Consider the following 17,109-nt stretch of genomic DNA (forward strand, 5'->3'; position numbering starts at 1 on the left):
TTTTTGCAGTCTCTCTGGGGAGAACCACGTGAAGATCTTGGTGCTCGATTCGAGCCCGCGTCGTGAAGGCAATTCCTGGGCTCTCGCGCAGGCTTTGGGCAAAGGTGCGGAGGAGGCCGGGCACACGGTCGACTTCGCCCGGCTCTCCGATTTCGTCGAGTCGCCGCTGGGGGACTGCCGTGACTGCCGGCTGAGCGATCGGTCGTGCGGCATCGGGGACGGCTACGAGCGTCTGTTGTTCGAGTACGTGCTCCCGGCGGACGCGATCGTCTACGCGACACCGCTGCACTGGTACGGCATGACCGGGCGGCTCAAGTCGTTCTTCGACCGGCTTTTCTGTTACACCTCCGGCAGTTCGCCGCACACCGCCGACGTCGTGCCGGGGTTGATGGGCAAACGCGCCGCGGTGCTGATCTCCTGCGAGGAGAGCTATCGCGGCGCGACGCTCGGACTCGAGGCCCAGTTCCAGGAACTCACCCGGTATCTGCGCCAGGATCTCGCCGGGATCGTGGTCGGCGTCGGCAACAGCCGGGGCGAGGTGGAACGCGACCCCGCGCGGCCGTTGGCGGCGGCGGAGGACCTCGGCCGTAGGCTGGGCGACGCCCATGTCACCGACTATCGGCTGGACACCGACCGGCCGAACCGCGTCTGGGGACCGCCCGTGGAGGCCTGAGTGTCGCCGACCATCCGTGACGTCGCCGCCGCCGCGGGGGTTTCGATCACCACCGTCTCCCACGTGCTCAGCGGACAGGGGCGGATCTCCGAGCAGACCAGGCAGCGGGTCGCGCGGGCGGCGGCCGACCTCGGCTATCAGGCGAGTGTGCACGCGCAGCAGCTGGTCACCCGGCGCAGCCGCACGCTGGCGATCCAGCTCGCGAACTCGGTCGACGCGAGCAGTGCCTGCGCGCTCGTACCCAACTCGGACTACTTCCTCGAAGTGCTCAACGGGGCGGCCGAGGCCGCGTCGAAACGGTCGTACGCCTTGCTTCTGGCCCCGACGGACGCCGACCTCGACCGGCTGAACGCCTTCGCCGTCGACGGTGCGATCCTGGTGGATCCCCGTGGCGACGAACCTTTCTTCGCGACCGGCTGGTGCCGAGACCGGCCTCTGGTCACCGTCGGACGGCCGATGGCGGCGCCGTGCCCGGTGCCGGTCGTCGTCGACAACGACCTGGTCGCGGCCGCCCGGCTGATGCTGGATCACTTGGCGGACAACGGTTACGAGCGGCCGGCGATGATCACCACCGACACCCGCCGGTCGTACGCGGCGGACCTGGTCGCGGGTTACACCGGCTGGCTGGAGGAGCGGGGACTGGAGCCGGTGGTCGTCGAGATCGACGAGCCGCCGACCACCGAAGGCACGGCGGAGGCGCTGGGCAGGCTGCTCGACCGCCCGGTGCGTCCGGACGCCGTCTTCACGACGTCGGAGAACCTCGCCCTCGGAGTGCTGCACGAGGCCCGCCGACGACGGCTCGCGGTACCCGGCGGGCTCGGGATCTGCAGTGCGGTCGACAGTGGTTCGCTCCGGCTCGTTTCGCCGCAGGTGACCGGGATGTTCGTGCATCCCCGTGAGGTGGGCGGCCGCGCCGCCACGGCGTTGATGGACCTCGTCGAGGGCGCGGCCCTGGACGGCGAGCCGCACCGGATCGAAGTCCCCGTGCGGCTCAACGCCCGGGAATCCACCACCCGCTAGCATGCATTTAGTCCTCTGGATGCGGTCCTTGCACGGGCAACTACCGCATTCAGAGGACTAAATGCATGCTCAGGAACTCCGGCACACCGCGACCGGCGTGTCCCCGCCGTCGTCCTCGGTGGTCGCGATGAAGCCGAACGTGGTCGTCCCGCTGGCGGGCAGTACCGCGTTCCAGTCCAATTCGGACACTCGCACGCGATCGCCGTCCTGCGCGAGGGAACCGTTCCACAGATTGGCGATACGGGTGCCGGGTGGCAGCGTCCAGCTGACCTCCCAGCCGGTGAGCCGGGTGTCCTGCGCGTTGCGCACGGACACGCGGATCTCCGAGCCGCCGGGCCAGCGGTTGGCTATCTCGTAACGCGCTTCGCACACCGGCTTCGCGGCCGACGGTGAAGGCGCCGCGACCGGGGCGGCGGAATCGGGTGCGTCGTTGTCGAACAGCAGGATCCCCGCCAGGACACCTCCCGCCACCACCACGCCGCCCGCGATGGCGATCGGCAAGCGCGATCGGCGGGCGGGCGCGGGAAGCCGTTTGGTGCCGGCCAGGATCGCCGGACGGCCTTCGGCGACGGCGGCGAGCATCCGTTCGGCCTCGGCCATGTCCGGCCGCTCCGCGGGATCGCGCCGGAGCATGCGCAGCAGGACGTCCGTGAGCGGGCCGGTGGTGCGCGGCGTGACGATCTCGCCGCGGGCGACCCGTTTGAGGAGCGCGATCTGGTTGGCGTCGGTGCCGAACGGCGGCGCGCCCTCCAGCACGGTGTAGAGCGTGGAGCCGAGCGAGAACACGTCCGACGGATAGCCGGGTTCCTCACCGTCGGCGACCTCGGGGGAGAGGTAGGCGGGAGTGCCGACGACGAGCCCGCCGCCGGTCATGGTCCCTTCGCCCGTGGCGTGGGACAGGCCGAAGTCGGCGATCTTCGCCTGTCCGTCGCCGGTGATCAGGATGTTGTTGGGCGTGACGTCGCGGTGCAGGATCCCGTCCTCGTGCGCGGCGGCCAGCGCCGAGGCGATCCGCGCGCCGAGTTCCGCGACCCGGCCGGCGGGGAGCGGGCCGTCGTCCGCGAGGAGATCCGTCAGCGGCCGCGACGGCAGGTATTCCATGACCAGGAACGGCGTTCCGTCCTGCTCCACGACGTCGTACACGGTGACGGCGTGCGGATGCTTGAGCCGCGCGGCGACCCTCGCCTCCCGCATCGCGCGCACGATCGACCGGAACGGCGCCCCGTCCGGCGAGGTGTCCGGCAGCATCTGCTTGAGCGCCACCGTCCGGTCGAGCCGCTCGTCCCGCGCCCGCCACACCACGCCCATCGAGCCCCGGCCGACCTCGCGCTCCAGCCGGTAACGTCCGGCAATGACGGCATCCCGGTTCACGGACGCAACTGTATCCGCTAGGAGAGCGGGGCCTCCTGGACCGGCGACCCGGCCGTCGCGAGCCAGGCTTCGGCGAGCAGGCGATGTCCCAGCGGGCTGGGGTGGACGCCGTCCGGGGCCAGCGTCGCCGCCCCGTGCTCGGCGGCCGCCTGCGGCATGAACAGATCCGCGCGGATCAGCCGCGCGCCGAACTCGGTCGCCACCTCGATCGCGGCCTCGATACGGGGCGCCAGATCGGCGACCCAGTCCTGCTGTTCCGGCTCCACCGGCAGCAGGAACGGCGTGATCACGTACAGCTCGGCCGGGAGATCCCGCCGTGCGCCCGCCAGCAGCCGGGAGTAGGCGGCACGGAACTTGTCGATCGGGCTCGGCAGGCCGCGGTCGAACGTCCGCCAGGTGTCGTTGATGCCGATCTTCACCGTCAGCACCGTGGGACGCGCCGCGAGGACGTCGGTGGCCCAGCGGGCTTCGAGGTCGTAGATCCGGTTTCCGTTGATCCCCCGGTTGAGCACCTCCGGCCCGTCGCCGAGGAGGTCCGCGATCCGCCGCACGTAGCCCTTGCCGAGCGACGCGGGGTCGGTGCGGTCGCGGCTGGAATCGGTGATGGAGTCGCCGGCGAACAGCAGGCGGTCGGCTTCGGTGAACCTCACGCGCCCGCCTCGATCAGCTTCCGCAGCGAGTCGGCCTCACCGGGGATCAGGTCCGGATCGTTGTCCGGGACGAATTCCAGCAGCGCGTCGAGCGGCCGCCCCGCCTTGGCGAGCAGGCCGAACGCCCGCGTCCAGAGCTCCGTCCGGAAGGTCAGCGGATGCCGCTCGTTGCTGGGCCACCACGAGAACACGTGCACCGCGCGGACCTGGTCGAGTACCAGTTCCAGCCCCGCCAGCGCCTGCTCGTCCGGCAGATCCTGCGGCGGTTGCCAGTAGGTGCCGAGATTGTCGCGGCCGACCTCTTCGAGCAACCGCACGGTCGATTCGGCGGTGTCGGTCAGCGTCCCGCCGTGGAACTCCAGCGCGACTTCGAGTCCGTGCTCGTTCGCGACGTCGGCGGCCTCGCGGAGCCCGGCGACGATCTGCTCGCGCTCGTAGGAGTCGACGTCCCCGGAGCCCGCTTTCCCCGCCCACACCCGGATCCGCGAAGCGCCGAGCCGGACCGCGGTGGCGGCGATCTCGCCGAACTTCCCGGTCTCCATCGGGGTCGCGCGGAAGTAGGAGCCGTAGGAGTCGCAGGTCAGCCCGTGCCGTGCCATGGCCTCGAACGCGCGCTCGGCCGCCCAGTCGTCACCGGGGCGCACATGGACGTCGGCACCCCATTCGATCACCTGCAGTCCGGCCTCCTCGGCGCGACGGGCGACCTCGTCGGCGTCCAGCCGCCGCAAGGTCACCGAACACAGTCCCGGGCGCATCATTTTCCCTCCAACGGTTGAGTGCTTTCCCGCAACACGACCTCGCCGGTGATCGGCTTGACGCGGGGACCGTCCGCGCGGTGGTCGAGGATGAAGTCGAGGGCCTGTTCGCCCATGCGCTCGATCGGCACCCGCACAGTCGACAGCGAAGGCCTTATGTCGCGCAAGGTGATAATGTCGTCGAACCCCGCGATCGCGATCTGGGCGGGAACCTGCAGCCCGCGGTCGCGACAGGCGGCCATCGCGCCGACGGCCATCACGTCGTTGACCGCGAACACGCAGCCGCGGAAGCCGCTCTCGATCGCCCGCACCATCGCCGCGTAGCCACCGTCGCGAGTGAATTCCGCGCGCAGCACGTGGTTTTCGGGCAAGGGGACGCCGTGGCGGGCGAGGCCGTCACGGAAACCCAGCACCCGGTCCCGCGAGGTCAGCAGGCCGGACGGCCCGGCGAGGACGAGGAAGTCGCGGTGCCCGAGCAGGGCGAGTTGTTCGGCCAGATCCGCCGCGCCCGCGCGGTTCTCCAGCATGACGGTGTCGAACGGCAGTTTCCGCTGCCCGATCACCACGACCTGGCCGTCGGCGGCCTCGAACGCCTTGAGTTCCTTGGTCAGATTCCGTTGCAGGGCACTGTCTTCGTTCCGCGACCCGGCGAGGATGACCGCCCGCGCCCGTTGCCCGCGCAACGTCGTGACGTACTCGAGTTCCTTCTCCGGATGGTTTTCCGTGCTCGCGATGGTGACCGTCAGCCCGTGCCGGGCGGCCACGCGCATCACGCCGGACGCGATCGAGGAGAAGTACGGGTCGACGATGTCGTGCACCAGCAGCCCGACGACGTTGCCGCGGCCGCGGGCCATCGCCTGCGCGGGCACGTTCGCCGTGTACTGCAAGCGTTCCGCGGCCCGCAGCACCGATTCGCGCAGGGTGCCGCTGACCTGTCTGGTCCCGCCGTTGAGCGCCCTCGACGCCGTCGCGAGCGACACTCCGGCCTCGCGGGCGACGTCGGCCAGGGTGGCCGAACCCGCGGCACGCTGCGCCATGGTTCCTCCTCGGTGGTGCGGTTGGGCTCACGCCGGCGTGGGCTGACGCCGGCGTGAGCCCGGCTCTGATGTCCGCCGCCCGGTTACGGGGCGCCGGGGCCGACGTCCGCGGTGGTGAGCGGCCGGTTGGCGATGGCCGCCGTCGAGTACTCGTCGGCGCCGACGTCACGCAGGCTGCCGCGGGCCTGACCGTCGATGTCCAGCGTGACCGGCGCGGTCGAGAGGGTCGCCGCGTCGATCGCCGGGCTGCCCGCGGCGAGCCGCGAGACGCCGTCGGAGCCCTGCACGAGCTTCGGGTCGACCCGGCGGAAGGTGCCAGCCGGGATGTTGCCGTTCCCGGCCGAACCCCACAGGATGTTGCCGGACCAGGTGAAGTTGCCCGTGGTGCTCATCGCGACCAGGTCGCCGTTGCCGCCGACGAAGAGGTTGTCCGAGATCGTGCAGTCGCGCGGTTCGATCGTCCGTTTGGTCTCGCCGGCGAGCGTGCCGCCGTTGTTCAGCAGCGTGTTGTGCGCGATGAGCACGCGGTCCGCCGCGTCGTTGCCGCGCCGGGATTCCTTCGATTCACCGGGGAAGTGGTCCCGCACGGAGCCACTGCCGACGACCAGCGCGGTACCGGACACCCCGGCCACGTAGTTGTTGACGATCTTGTGGTCGTTGCCGTAGATCCGGATGCCTTCCTTGCCGCCGAGGATGAAGTTCGATTCGACGACGGATTTGTTCCCGTGGCGCAGCACGATGCCGCCCAGGCTGTTCCGGATGGTGTTGTTGCGGATGAAGTTGCCCGACGACTTGATCGAGATCGCCTCCGGGTCGCCGTTCGCGCGTTCGAAGAGGTTGAACTCGACCTTGGCCCCGGCGGTGCTGAGCGCGCGCGGGCTGACGCCGAGCCGGATCGGCTCGCCGCCGTTGTCGCCGGGGAAGGTGTGGTCGGAGAAGTAGTTCCGGAAGACCTCGACGTCCGCGGCCATCTTGTCGTCGTCCGCGCCCTCGATGCAGAGCATGACGCCGAGCGTGGTCTTGTGGTGGAAGTGGTTCCGGTCGATCTTGCTGTTGTCGGCGCGCACCATCACCCAGTGCAGGTCCGGGAGGTCGGCGAACTGGAGATCGTTGCGGGTCAGCCGGATCCGCGAGCAGTTCGCCGGGATCTCCAGCGTGGTGCTCTGGCGGAACTTGAACCCGCTGATCGTGACACCGGTGGAGTCGTCGAAGACGAAGCTCTGCTCGCCGTTGAGCGTCACGCCGCCGCGGGACTGGGCGACGATGGTGATCGGCTGGTCCTTCGTGCCGCGCCTGCCCTTGATGGTGATGGGCTTGCCCGTGGGCACGGTGTAGGTGCCGTTGTTCACGGTGATGACGGCACCGGGGCCCGCCTGGTTGATCGCGTTCTGCAGTTCGGTGAGCGAACTGACGTTCAGGGCGCACAGCCCCTGGGGTTTGGCCGACGCCGTGCCCGCGGTGACCCAGGGGACGGTGATCAGCGCGGCGCCGAGGGTGGCGCCGCTGAGGAACCTTCTGCGATCCATGATGCCTCCGTGCTCAATCGGTGGGGCGGGTTTCGGCGGCGGGGCTTTCCGTGCTCAGGAACAGTTCGATGACGGGGACCGGGGTGTCCGGTTTCCGGATGGGGAGCTTCAGGGTGAGCGTGCCTTCCGGCTGCCCGCCCATCTGGGTGTTCTGCGCGGTCTGCCCGGGATCCGTGTGCACCTGCCGGATTTCCGAGGCGTCGTCGAGCAACTGGGCGTAGCGCACCCGCCCGGCGAGGCCGGGCAGGTGGACGTGGTTCATCGGCCAGCTGAACAGGTGCAGGTACAGCCGGTCTCCGCGCTGGGTGTAGCGGCCGTCGGCGGGCGCGGTGAACTCGCTGGGACCGCAGCCGCGGATGGAGCGTTCGTGCCGGTCCATCCAGCGGCCGATCTCGGCGAGGACTTCGTGCGCACGGGGGTCGATCTCGCCCCGGCCGTTGGGCCCGACGTTGAGCAGCAGGTTGCCGTCCTTGGACACGCCGTCGACCAGCATGCGGATGAGCAGCTCGGGGCTCTTGTAGTCGAGGTTGTCGCGGTCGTAACCCCAGCTGCCGTTAAGGGTCTGGCACGCCTCCCACACCACGGGGACACCGTCGCGGGTCATCGGGCCGGACGGCTGGTACTGCTCCGGGGTGATGAAGTCGCCGGGGATCCCGGTGCGGTCGTTGACCAGGATGCCGGGCTGGAGTTCGCGGACCAGCGCGAGCAGGCCGGGGGAGTCCCAGTCGTCCGGTCCCTTGCCGCCCCACCATTCCTTGCGGCCCTTGTAGGAGAAGTCGAAGAACAGGTAGTCGATCGTGCCGAAGCGGGTGAGCAGTTCGCGCACCTGGCCGTGGAGATACAGCTGGTACTCGGCGATGTCGGCGTACTGGTGCGCCGCGATGTACTCCGCGTCGTCACGGCGGGGATGGGTGCCGTCGACGGGGAAAGCCGGGTGGTGCCAGTCGATCAGCGAGTGGTAGAAGCCGACCTTCAGGCCTTCCTCACGGCAGGCGTCGACGAACGGGCCGAGCAGATCCTTGCCGTACGGCGTGTTCGTCACCTTGAAGTCGGTGAGGTCACTGTCCCACAGGCAGAAACCGTCGTGGTGCTTGGTGGTCAGCACGACGTAGGTCATGCCCGCGGCCTTCGCGGCCCGCGCCCAGGACCGCGGGTCGTACTTGTCCGGCTCGAAGTGGTCGAAGTAGACCCGGTACTGCTCGTCGGTCAGCTTCTCGCGGTTCTGCACCCATTCGTGCCGGGCGGCCAGGGAATACAGTCCCCAGTGGACGAACATCCCGAACCGGTCGTGGGTGAACCAGGCGGTGGAACTCACTGCAGGATCGCTCCTTGTTTGTCATTGGTGAACCCGCGACCGCGATCGAACCTCGGCAGGGCGCTGAGATGGTGGGTCAGCCCTTGAGCGCGCCCGAGGCGAGGCCGCGGACGAACGAACGCTGGAAGAACAGGAACGCGGCGACCGAAGGGAGCAGCGCCAGCAGTGACGCGGCCATGATCACGCCGGGGGTGACGGTCGGGTCGATCCGCAGTGTCCGCAGAGCCAGCGGAAGGGTGTAGGTCGAAGCGTCTGTCGACACCAGCAACGGCAGCAGATACTGGTCCCAGATCATCGTGAAGCCGAAGACACCGATCACGCCGAGGGCGGGCTTGCACATCGGCAGGATGATCTGCGCGAAGATCCGCAGATCACCGGCCCCGTCGATCCGCGCGGCTTCTTCGAGTTCGCGGGGGACGTCCTTCATGAACTCGGTCATCACCAGGATCGAGAACGCCCACGCGCCCAGCGGCACGATCATGCCGGCGAGGCTGCCGATCAGATTGAGGTGCACCACGGGCAGATCCGAGAGGATCAGCGAGAGGGGGATCGCGAGGATCTCCTCCGGCAGCATCAGCGTCGCCAGGATCGCGACCAGCACGAAGGTCATGAACCGGAACTTCTTGCGCGCCAACGCGTAGCCGGCCAGCACCGAGACGACGACCTGCAGCAGGAGACCGAAGCCGACCACCAGGAACGAGTTGAGCAGGTACATCCCGACGCCCTGGTCGAACGCGATGCCGAAGTTCTCCAGGGTGGGGCTCGACGGGATGACACTCAGCGCCGTCGGGTCGGAGACGTCGTTGAACGCGCTGACCAGCAGCGCCAGCAGTGGCCCGGCGAACACCAGGAGCAGCAGGGCGTACAGGACGAACTTCAGGATCCGTCCGCCCGGTGATTTGACGGCGTCGAGGCCGAGCGCCGAATCGTTGGCCGCGGTCATGCGTCTCGCCTCCGTCGGAGCACCTGGACGAACAGGGTGAGCACGAGCGTCGCGAGGAACAGCAGGACCGCGCCCGCCGCGCCGACGCCCAGCCGGTTCTGTTCCAGGCCGAGTTTGTAGATCAGGGTCATCGCCACCTCGGTCGAGCCGTTCGGCCCGCCGTTGGTCAGCAGGAACACCTCGGTGAACACCCGCAGGCCGCGGATCGCCGCGAGGACGAACAGGATCGAGAACACCGACCGCAGGCCGGGCAGCGTCACGTGGAGGATCTTCCGCCAGCGGGAGGCACCGTCCACAGTGGCCGCTTCGTAGAGGCCGCGGTCGATACCGGCCAAACCGGCGAGGAAGATCATCATATCGTACGGGGCGCCGCGCCAGATCCCGGTGATGATCACCGAGATCATCGACGTGTCGGGATCGTTGATGAAGCCCGACGGGCCCAGCCCGACCAGGCCGAGGATGGAGTTCAGCATCCCGTCCTCGGTCGGGTGGTACATGATGCGCCAAAGTTCGGCGACCACCGCGATCGGCACGACCACCGGCAGGAACGCCGCCGACCGCAGGAACTTCAGCCGCTTGCTCTGGCCCTCCATCAGCAGGGCGAGCGCGAGGCCGAGGATCATCGACCCCGCGGTCTGCCCGACCGCGATCACGACCGTGTGCCAGATCGCGGAGTGGAACGCCTCGTCACCGAGGACGGTGCTGTAGTTCTGCCCGCCGACCCACTGGTTGCCCAGATACGGCTGGACGTCCTGGAAGGACATCGTCACCGCGGTGATCATCGGGATGAACTTGAAGTACACGAACAGGATGAGGGCGGGGGCCAGGAACAGCCACGGCGTCCACCACTTCCCGTCGCGGTCGCTGCGCCTGCGGGCCTTCGGCGCGGGCGTCCGCTGCACGGCGGGACGGTCCGCGCCGACGGCCGCCGGCTTGGCGTGATCTACGGTCATGAGGCGCTGATCCCCTGTTGCTGCAAGGTCGCGGTGAGCTTGGTGTCGAGTTTGGACAGTTCGGCCTTGAGATCGAGCTTGCAGTCGGCGACGAGCGCGCTGATCGTGTCGGCGGTGTCCTGGCGGACGGGCGTCCAGTTCGGGATGGACGGCGCGTAGTGGCCGGACTTGGCGTAGATCTCGGCGTAGGTCTTCCAACGAGGGTCGGAGCGGACCTGGGTGATGTCGACGTTCTTGTTCACCGGGAGCTGTACGATGAAGGCAGACTCGCCCTCCATGCCGATCTTCTGGCCGTCGGCCGAGATCGCGAAGTCACCGAAGGCGTCCTGGCCTGCCTGGTTCGGCGAACCGGCCATCATGAAGATCGACAGGCCCTCGGCGAGGACGTCGGCGTTCTTGGCGCCCTTCGGCATCGGGACGACCTCGTACTTGTCCTTGCCGAGCGACTTGTCGAAGCGCGGCAGCAGGTACGGGCCGACGACGTACATCCCGGCCTTGCCCGCTTCGAAGGTCTCGTTGGTCGCGGGGGTCGGCATGGTGACCGAACCGGGCTGGATCACGTTGTCCTTGCAGCCGAGGTCGCGGAACCAATGCACCGCGGCCACGGATTCGGGCGTGCTCATCGCGGGCTTGTACTTGCCGCCACCGGCTTCGGTGATGAAGTCGCCGCCCGCGGCCCACAGGAAGTTCGAGAAGTACCAGGAGGCGTAGCCCCGCTTGGTCGACAGCGTCGCGTTCAGGCCGGCGGTGTCGGCCTTGCCGTTGCCGTCGGGGTCGCCGGTGGTGAAGGCCTTGGCGAGGTCCGCCAGTTCGGCCCAGCTCTGCGGGACGCCCTTGCCGAGCTTCTCGCGCCAGTCCTTGCGGATCAGCAGCGCCGACGCCTGTGCGCTGTAGGGCAGGCCGTACAGCTTGCCGTCCGGGGTCTGGTTGGACTTCAGCGCCTGCTCGGTGAGCTCCGACGCGTGCTTGATCTTGCCCTGTTCGATCTCACGCACGAGACCCTGGCTCTTCAGCGTGCCGACCTGGGTGACGTCGTTCATCACGATGTCCGGCAGGTCGCGCTGGGCGGCGCGCTGGGCGAGCTTCGTCTCGAAGTCGTCGAAGATCGCGGTGACCTGCACCTTGAATCCCGTGGCCTTCTCGAAGGCTTCCGCGAGCCGCTTGGTGGCCTGTTCGCCGGGGCCGCCGGGGGTCGTCCGGGTCCACAGTTCCAACGGCGCCTTGGTGTCCTGCGCGACGTTCGTTCCGGCGGGGCCTGCCGAGCAGCCCGAAAGGACCAGCGCTGAGACAGTGAGTCCCACGCCGATCCACCGCGATTTCCGCATCGCTTCTCCTGTTCACTGTGGACCACGCTGTCTACCTCGGAGGGGACGGTAAGCGCTTTCCCGGTCTCCGGTCAATGGTCCGATCATTACGAATTTCAATCGCCCGTGTTTGCCTCTGCGGGGGACTCGCCGAGCGTGGACCGGCTCAGGCATCCGATGTATGGTCGCCGCCGGAGGTAGGGATGACCGAGCTGCGACACCGGCCGACGGCACTTCTCGTGATGGAGGAGCGCCGCCGCGACGACGTTTACCCCGAGGCGGTGCTGAAGGAGATCGGCACGCTGGCGGACCTGCGTGAGCCGCTCACCCGCGAGCGGCTGGCGGAGGACCCGGCGGCGCTGGAAGGCGTCGAAATCCTGCTGTCCGGCTGGGGTGCCCCGGTGCTGGACTCCGTCCTTTTGGGACACGCGCGGGAGCTGCGGGCGGTGCTCGTCGCCGCCGGCTCGGTCCGGCCGCTGACCACGCCCGAGTTCTGGGCGCGGGAGTTGCCGATCGTGTCCGCCGCGGCCGCGAACGCCGTCCCGGTCGCCGAGTTCACCCTGGCCCAGGTCCTCTTAGGACTCAAACAGGTGCACCGCATCTCTCGGGAGATCCGGGAGCGGCGGGCCTATCCGCCGGATCCGCGGGTCGCGGGCGCGTACCGGTCCCGCGTCGGACTGCTCGGCCTCGGCGAGATCGGTGCTCTCGTCGCGTCGCATTTGCGCGGTTTCGACGTCGAAGTGCTCGCGAGCGACCCCGTCGTCGACCCGGCGACCGCCGGCGGCCTCGGCGTGCGGCTGGTGGGCCTGGACGAACTGTTCGCCACCTGTCCCGTGGTCAGCCTGCACGCGCCGTTGCTTCCGGAGACCGAAGGGCTCGTCGACGGCGAGCTGGTGGCCAGGATGGGTGTCGGCGCGACCCTGATCAACACCGCCCGCGGCGCCGTCGTCGACGAACCGTCCGTCATCCCGGTGCTGCGGGAACGCCCGGATCTGACGGCGATCCTCGACGTCACCTGGCCGGAACCGCCGGAGCCGGACTCGCCGCTGTACACGTTGCCGAACGTGGTGCTCACCCCGCATCTGGCAGGCGCGCTGGGCGCCGAGCGCGCGCGGATGGGCGAACTCGTGGCGGCGGAGCTGCGGCGATTCGTGCTCGGGGAGCCGCTGCGGCATGCCGTCGCGCCGGATCGGGCGCATCTGCGGGCCTGATGCTCGCCTTCCGGGGGACCGGCCCGTCCGGCGGGGTGCCCGTCGTCCTGCTGCACGCCCTGGGCAGCAAAGCGGGCACTTGGGACGATTTCGCCGCTCGCCTGGATCGCCGTGTCGTGGCGGTCGACCTGCCGGGGCACGGCGACAGTGTCCACGCGGAGAGCTACTCGCTCGAGGCGATGGCCGACAGGGTGGCCGAACTCCTCGGGGACGAAGCGGACCTGGTCGGCCATTCGATGGGCGGCCGGGTCGCCGTGCTGCTCGCCCAGCGCCTGCCCGGCCGCGTGCGGCGGCTGGTCGTGGAGGACACCCCGCCGCCTCCTGTCGAGGCGTTGGAACCGTGGGTCCCCGTGCAGGAGCCGTCGGCGCCGCTGCCGTTCGACTGGCGGCTGATCGACCCGATCATGACCGAACTCCGCACGCCCGACCCTGCCTGGTGGGAGCGGCTCGGCGCGATCACGGCGCAGACTCTGCTGATCAGCGGCGGGCCGTCCAGTCATGTCGGCAGGGAGTCGCTGGAGCGGATGTGCGGGCTGATCCCGGACTGCCGTCTGGCGGTCATCGAGGACGCGGGACATCGGGTGCACGGCAGCAGGCCGGAGGAGTTCGCGGCGGTGGCGGGGGAGTTCCTCGGCCAGGGCTAGCGGTCCCGTTTCGTATAACGACCTATACCGCTTGCCGCACCGCCGCGAGGCCTTCCTGCAGATCCTTGACGAAATACTCGGGAACCTCCAAGGAGGGGAAATGCCCCCCGGACTCGGGTGACCTCCATCGGACGATCCGCCGGTACCGCTTCTGCGCCCAGGGGCGCGGGTACTTCTCGATGTCGCGGGGGTAGACGGTGATCGCCGACGGGACGTCCACGCGGAGCTCGGGATCGAGCGAGTTGTGGCTCTCGTAGTAGATGCGGGCCGCGGACGCGCCGGTCCGGGTCAGCCAGTACAGGGTGACGTCGTCGAGGATGCGGTCCCGGGAGATCGTCTCGAACGGGCTGTCCTCGGTGTCCGACCACTCGGCGAACTTGTCGAGGATCCAGGCGAGCAGCCCGACCGGTGAGTCGACGAGCGAGTAGCCGATGGTCTGCGGGCGGGTCGCCTGCTGTTTGGCGTAGGCCGCGCGGTGGTGCCAGAAGTCGTGGGTCTCCTCGGTCCACTCGCGCTCGGCCGGGGTGAGTCCCTCCGTCGTCAGGCCGGGCGGTCCCTCCGCGAACGTGGTGTGGATACCGAGAACATGTTCCGGGAACCGGCCGGCGAGAACCGTGGTGATGTTGCCGCCCCAGTCGCCGCCATGGGCCGCGAACCTGTCGTAGCCGAGCCTGCCCATCAGTTCGACCCAGGCGGCCGCGATCTTTTCGGTTCCCCATCCGGTGGTGGCCGGTTTGTCGCTGTAGCCGAAACCCGGCAGAGACGGCACCACGACGTGAAACGCCGGAGTATCCGGGTCCGCCGGATTCGCCAGTTCGTCCACCACATCGACGAACTCGGCGATGCTGCCCGGCCAGCCGTGCGTCAGGATCAGGGGCGTGGCGTCCGAGCGGGTGGACCGGCGGTGCAGGAAGTGGATCCCCAGGCCGTCGATGATCGTGCGGTACTGCCCGATCCGGTCGAGGCGATCTTCGAACCACCGCCAGTCGTACTCGGTGCGCCAGTACTCCACGACCTCGATCAGGTCGGCGAGAGGAACGCCCTGCCCCCATCGGGGGACCGTCGCGGCTTCCGGTAGCCGCGCCGCGGCCAATCGGGCACGCAGATCGTCGAGTTCGGCGTCGGTCGCGTGGGCTTCGAAGGCTTGCACTTCGCTGGTCATGTGACCTCCTGTGGGAACCGGCTAAGACGGTTCTAACAGTTCGCCGCGCCGGGACGCAACCGGCTAAGGTGGTTCCATGCGTTCCGGCTTCCCCGACTTCCGCCTCGGCAGCGTGCTGGCGACCAGCTTCACGGCGACTCTGACGGAGCGTCGTGGTGAGCCCGTCGAGCGCATTCCCACGCCGCAGCGGCTCGTGGACTGGCTGGCGGTGAGCGGCCTCGCCGTGGAGTCCTGCACCGCGGCCCAGCTCGACCTCGCACGCGAACTGAGGGAAGCGATTCACGCCGCCGCGACCGCGACCGCGACTCGAGAAGCCCTGCCCGCCGCCGCTGTCCAGGTCATCAACGACCGCAGTGTTCAGGGGCGGGCCGCGGCCGTCCTGACGCCCGAAGGCGAGCGGCGATGGCGGGTCGCCGGCGTGGAAGACGCCCTCAGCGTGATCGCCGCCGACGCGATCAGCATCATCTCGGGCGAACGGGATGGGAAGATGGCGTTGTGCGCGTCGCCGACGTGTCTGGCCGCCTTCTTCGACACCAGCCAGAGCCGCACGCGTCGGTGGTGTGACATGAACACGTGCGGGAATCGGTCGAAGAAGGCGCGGTTTCAGGCCAATCATCGGAAGAAGTCGGGGAGTTCGTGAGCGGGTTCGCGAGGTGGCTGCTTCGTCGGTTGCCGGAAATCGGCGACGGGCGGGACCGGTGGCGGTGTCGTCGAGGCGCCCATGACATGACCGGCCGGTTCATCGCCGCGAAATGGCGACCAGCTCGCTCGAGCTCGACCTGACCATCCCGGCCCGTCGCCGAAAACCGGCAACACCCCACCACCCGCAGAGCACAGTCACCAGTTCCGCACCCCAGGCGCGTATCCCGCCGGTTTGTCCCCGACCTTCACCCCGGGCGAGATCACCCAGTTCTGGTACTCGGGCGTGAACATCCGGTACACCGACTCCGGCGGAACGGCACTCGCCTCGTCGAGGAGCGCCCGCAGGTCCGGCGACAGTTCGAAGTCCAGCGCCGCCATGCTCTTGCCCAGCTGGTCCGCGCTGCTCGCCCCGACGATCGCCGCCGCGACGCCCGGCTGGGTCGCGACCCAGTTGATCGCGACCTGCGCCATCGTGACACCGAGCTCGTCCGCCACCTTCTCCAGCGGCTTCAGCAACGCCCAATCCCGGTCCGTCCACGACTTCCCTGCGCTCCCCGGATCGCTCAGCCTGCCTTCGCCGGACGGCGTCTCGCCGGTCGGCCGGTACTTGCCGGTGAGGAATCCGCCCGCCAGCGGGCTCCACGCGGTGACGCCGAGCCCGAGATGCCGCCCCATCGGCACATGCTCGGTCTCGATGGTCCGCTCCACGAGCGAGTAGGGAAGCTGGAGATTGACGACCGGGGTCAGCGCGTTCGCCTCGGCGAAGCTCTGCGCTCGCGCGGCGTACCAAGCGGGCACGTCGGAAAGCCCGGCGTAGCGGATCTTTCCCGCGCGCACCAGATCGTCGAACGTGCGCATCACCTCTTCGACCGGCGTGACGCGATCCCAGGTGTGCAGCAGGAACAGGTCGACGTGGTCGGTGCCCAGCCGCCGCAGCGATGCTTCGAGCGCCCGGATCAGATGCTTGCGGCCGTTGCCGCCGGCGTTCGGGTCGCCGGGGTCGACACTGTTGGTGTACTTGGTGGTGAGCACGACCCGGTCGCGCACCTTCGCCTCGGCGATGAGGCGGCCGAGGATGGTCTCGCTTTCGCCCGCGGTGTAGAAGTCCGCGGTGTCGATGAAATTCCCGCCCGCGTCGAGGTACTTGCGGAAGATCGGGCGGACCTCGTTTTCGGTTTTGCCGTAGGCGGCGTGGAAACCGCCGGTGCCGAAGTTCATCGTGCCGAGCGCGATCCGGCTGACGCGCAGCCCGGAACGGCCGAGCAGGTAGTACTGATCCAATGTCATCGAGGGTCTCCAGGATTTCTCAGTGGTGTCCACTGTGGACGGGAACGACGAAGTTCACCGTCTTCTCGTCGAGGATCTTGTGCGTCGGATCGGCGAGACCGATCCACACCTTGTGCGGTCCCGCCGGCAGTGACTGGATGATCAGCGGCTCCCCGCTGCCGTCCGCCCAGTGCCACGCCGCGTCGTCGACGGTCACGTGGATGTGGCCGATCCGCGGCGACACGTCCAGGGCGGCCGGGCCGTAGACCGGGACGATCCGGAGGTTTTCCGCCCGGTACCGCAACACGACCAGACCCATCGCCAGCTGTTCGGGCAAGGGCGCGTCCACGACCAGCGAAGGCGGCGGTTGCGACGGAAGCGGCACGACGGGGGCGGGCGACCATCCGGCGGCGGCCGCGCCAGGGGGTGCGGGTGCCGCCGGGGCGGGCGGGGGAGCACTGCAGGCGGCGGTGAGCAGAACGGCGGCGGTGAGGGCGAGTTTGCCTAGTGCGGGCATGAATTCACGCTAGGTCGGCGCAGGGGGCCGCGGCGCCCGTCGGACGACGTCATCGGTGTACGTCACCCGTGACACTTTCCGGTGATCGACAAGTGAACCGGTGGGATCCGGGGAATACGC

The 17,109-nt window shown here is 69.0% G+C and carries 17 protein-coding genes; 5 read left to right on the forward strand and 12 right to left on the reverse strand.

The window, feature by feature from the left end; genetic code table 11:
* Positions 1 to 28: 28 nt before the first annotated feature.
* Both AORI_RS58350 and AORI_RS58355 read left to right on the forward strand, forming a co-directional pair.
* Complete coding sequence (locus AORI_RS58350; protein WP_016333828.1) at positions 29 to 673, forward strand: flavodoxin family protein; 645 nt, start codon at positions 29 to 31, stop codon at positions 671 to 673.
* On the forward strand, positions 674 to 1,693 hold the full coding sequence (locus tag AORI_RS58355; protein WP_016333829.1) for a LacI family DNA-binding transcriptional regulator: 1,020 nt from the start codon (positions 674 to 676) through the stop codon (positions 1,691 to 1,693).
* Positions 1,694 to 1,762: 69 nt separating this feature from the next.
* Here the strand turns inward: AORI_RS58355 and AORI_RS58360 are convergent, their stop codons facing one another.
* From AORI_RS58360 to AORI_RS58400, 9 genes are all read right to left on the reverse strand, one after another.
* Entirely contained in the window at positions 1,763 to 3,064 is a 1,302-nt protein-coding gene (locus AORI_RS58360; protein ID WP_016333830.1) for a serine/threonine-protein kinase, read from the reverse strand.
* A gap of 17 nt (positions 3,065 to 3,081) precedes the next feature.
* Positions 3,082 to 3,714 carry an SGNH/GDSL hydrolase family protein gene (locus AORI_RS58365; RefSeq protein WP_016333831.1) on the reverse strand — a complete coding sequence of 211 codons (633 nt, stop codon included), beginning with the start codon at positions 3,712 to 3,714 and terminating at the stop codon, positions 3,082 to 3,084.
* Positions 3,711 to 4,472 (reverse strand): sugar phosphate isomerase/epimerase family protein, encoded by a 762-nt coding sequence (locus tag AORI_RS58370; protein WP_228688370.1) that lies wholly within the window; start codon positions 4,470 to 4,472, stop codon positions 3,711 to 3,713. Before AORI_RS58370 ends, AORI_RS58365 begins: the two co-directional genes overlap by 4 nt.
* Positions 4,469 to 5,506, reverse strand: a complete 1,038-nt coding sequence (locus tag AORI_RS58375; protein ID WP_016333833.1) for a LacI family DNA-binding transcriptional regulator — start codon at positions 5,504 to 5,506, stop codon at positions 4,469 to 4,471. The genes AORI_RS58370 and AORI_RS58375 overlap by 4 nt, the downstream gene beginning before the upstream one ends.
* An 83-nt stretch (positions 5,507 to 5,589) precedes the next feature.
* The gene (locus tag AORI_RS58380; protein WP_016333834.1) at positions 5,590 to 7,032 is read right to left on the reverse strand and encodes a polysaccharide lyase 6 family protein; all 1,443 of its coding nucleotides are present in this window, start codon (positions 7,030 to 7,032) and stop codon (positions 5,590 to 5,592) included.
* A gap of 13 nt (positions 7,033 to 7,045) precedes the next feature.
* The gene (locus AORI_RS58385) at positions 7,046 to 8,347 is read right to left on the reverse strand and encodes an alpha-L-fucosidase (RefSeq protein ID WP_016333835.1); all 1,302 of its coding nucleotides are present in this window, start codon (positions 8,345 to 8,347) and stop codon (positions 7,046 to 7,048) included.
* 76 nt (positions 8,348 to 8,423) lie between these two features.
* Positions 8,424 to 9,290 carry a carbohydrate ABC transporter permease gene (locus tag AORI_RS58390; RefSeq protein ID WP_016333836.1) on the reverse strand — a complete coding sequence of 289 codons (867 nt, stop codon included), beginning with the start codon at positions 9,288 to 9,290 and terminating at the stop codon, positions 8,424 to 8,426.
* Complete coding sequence (locus AORI_RS58395) at positions 9,287 to 10,243, reverse strand: carbohydrate ABC transporter permease (RefSeq protein WP_016333837.1); 957 nt, start codon at positions 10,241 to 10,243, stop codon at positions 9,287 to 9,289. The genes AORI_RS58390 and AORI_RS58395 overlap by 4 nt, the downstream gene beginning before the upstream one ends.
* A complete protein-coding gene (locus tag AORI_RS58400; RefSeq protein ID WP_016333838.1) occupies positions 10,240 to 11,568 on the reverse strand; it encodes a sugar ABC transporter substrate-binding protein in 1,329 nt (442 codons plus the stop codon). The genes AORI_RS58395 and AORI_RS58400 overlap by 4 nt, the downstream gene beginning before the upstream one ends.
* Positions 11,569 to 11,750: 182 nt before the next feature.
* On the opposite strand from AORI_RS58400, the gene AORI_RS58405 reads away from it, so the two are divergent.
* Together AORI_RS58405 and AORI_RS58410 are read left to right on the forward strand one after the other, a co-directional pair.
* Positions 11,751 to 12,758, forward strand: coding sequence for a hydroxyacid dehydrogenase (locus tag AORI_RS58405; protein WP_016333839.1), 1,008 nt, complete (start codon positions 11,751 to 11,753; stop codon positions 12,756 to 12,758).
* Positions 12,758 to 13,402: an alpha/beta fold hydrolase gene (locus AORI_RS58410; RefSeq protein ID WP_016333840.1), complete on the forward strand. Its 645-nt coding sequence runs from the start codon at positions 12,758 to 12,760 to the stop codon at positions 13,400 to 13,402. Before AORI_RS58405 ends, AORI_RS58410 begins: the two co-directional genes overlap by 1 nt.
* A 22-nt stretch (positions 13,403 to 13,424) precedes the next feature.
* Here the strand turns inward: AORI_RS58410 and AORI_RS58415 are convergent, their stop codons facing one another.
* Complete coding sequence (locus tag AORI_RS58415) at positions 13,425 to 14,564, reverse strand: epoxide hydrolase family protein (protein ID WP_016333841.1); 1,140 nt, start codon at positions 14,562 to 14,564, stop codon at positions 13,425 to 13,427.
* 76 nt (positions 14,565 to 14,640) lie between these two features.
* Between AORI_RS58415 and AORI_RS58420 the strand changes: the two genes are divergently transcribed.
* Positions 14,641 to 15,204 (forward strand): CGNR zinc finger domain-containing protein, encoded by a 564-nt coding sequence (locus tag AORI_RS58420; protein ID WP_016333842.1) that lies wholly within the window; start codon positions 14,641 to 14,643, stop codon positions 15,202 to 15,204.
* 197 nt (positions 15,205 to 15,401) lie between these two features.
* Here the strand turns inward: AORI_RS58420 and AORI_RS58425 are convergent, their stop codons facing one another.
* Both AORI_RS58425 and AORI_RS58430 read right to left on the reverse strand, forming a co-directional pair.
* Positions 15,402 to 16,493 (reverse strand): aldo/keto reductase, encoded by a 1,092-nt coding sequence (locus AORI_RS58425; RefSeq protein WP_016333843.1) that lies wholly within the window; start codon positions 16,491 to 16,493, stop codon positions 15,402 to 15,404.
* A 19-nt stretch (positions 16,494 to 16,512) separates the two neighbouring features.
* On the reverse strand, positions 16,513 to 16,989 hold the full coding sequence (locus tag AORI_RS58430; RefSeq protein WP_228688371.1) for a DUF6130 family protein: 477 nt from the start codon (positions 16,987 to 16,989) through the stop codon (positions 16,513 to 16,515).
* Positions 16,990 to 17,109 lie beyond the last annotated feature (120 nt).

The sequence above is a fragment of the Amycolatopsis keratiniphila genome, from assembly GCF_000400635.2.
GTDB lineage: Bacteria > Actinomycetota > Actinomycetes > Mycobacteriales > Pseudonocardiaceae > Amycolatopsis > Amycolatopsis keratiniphila.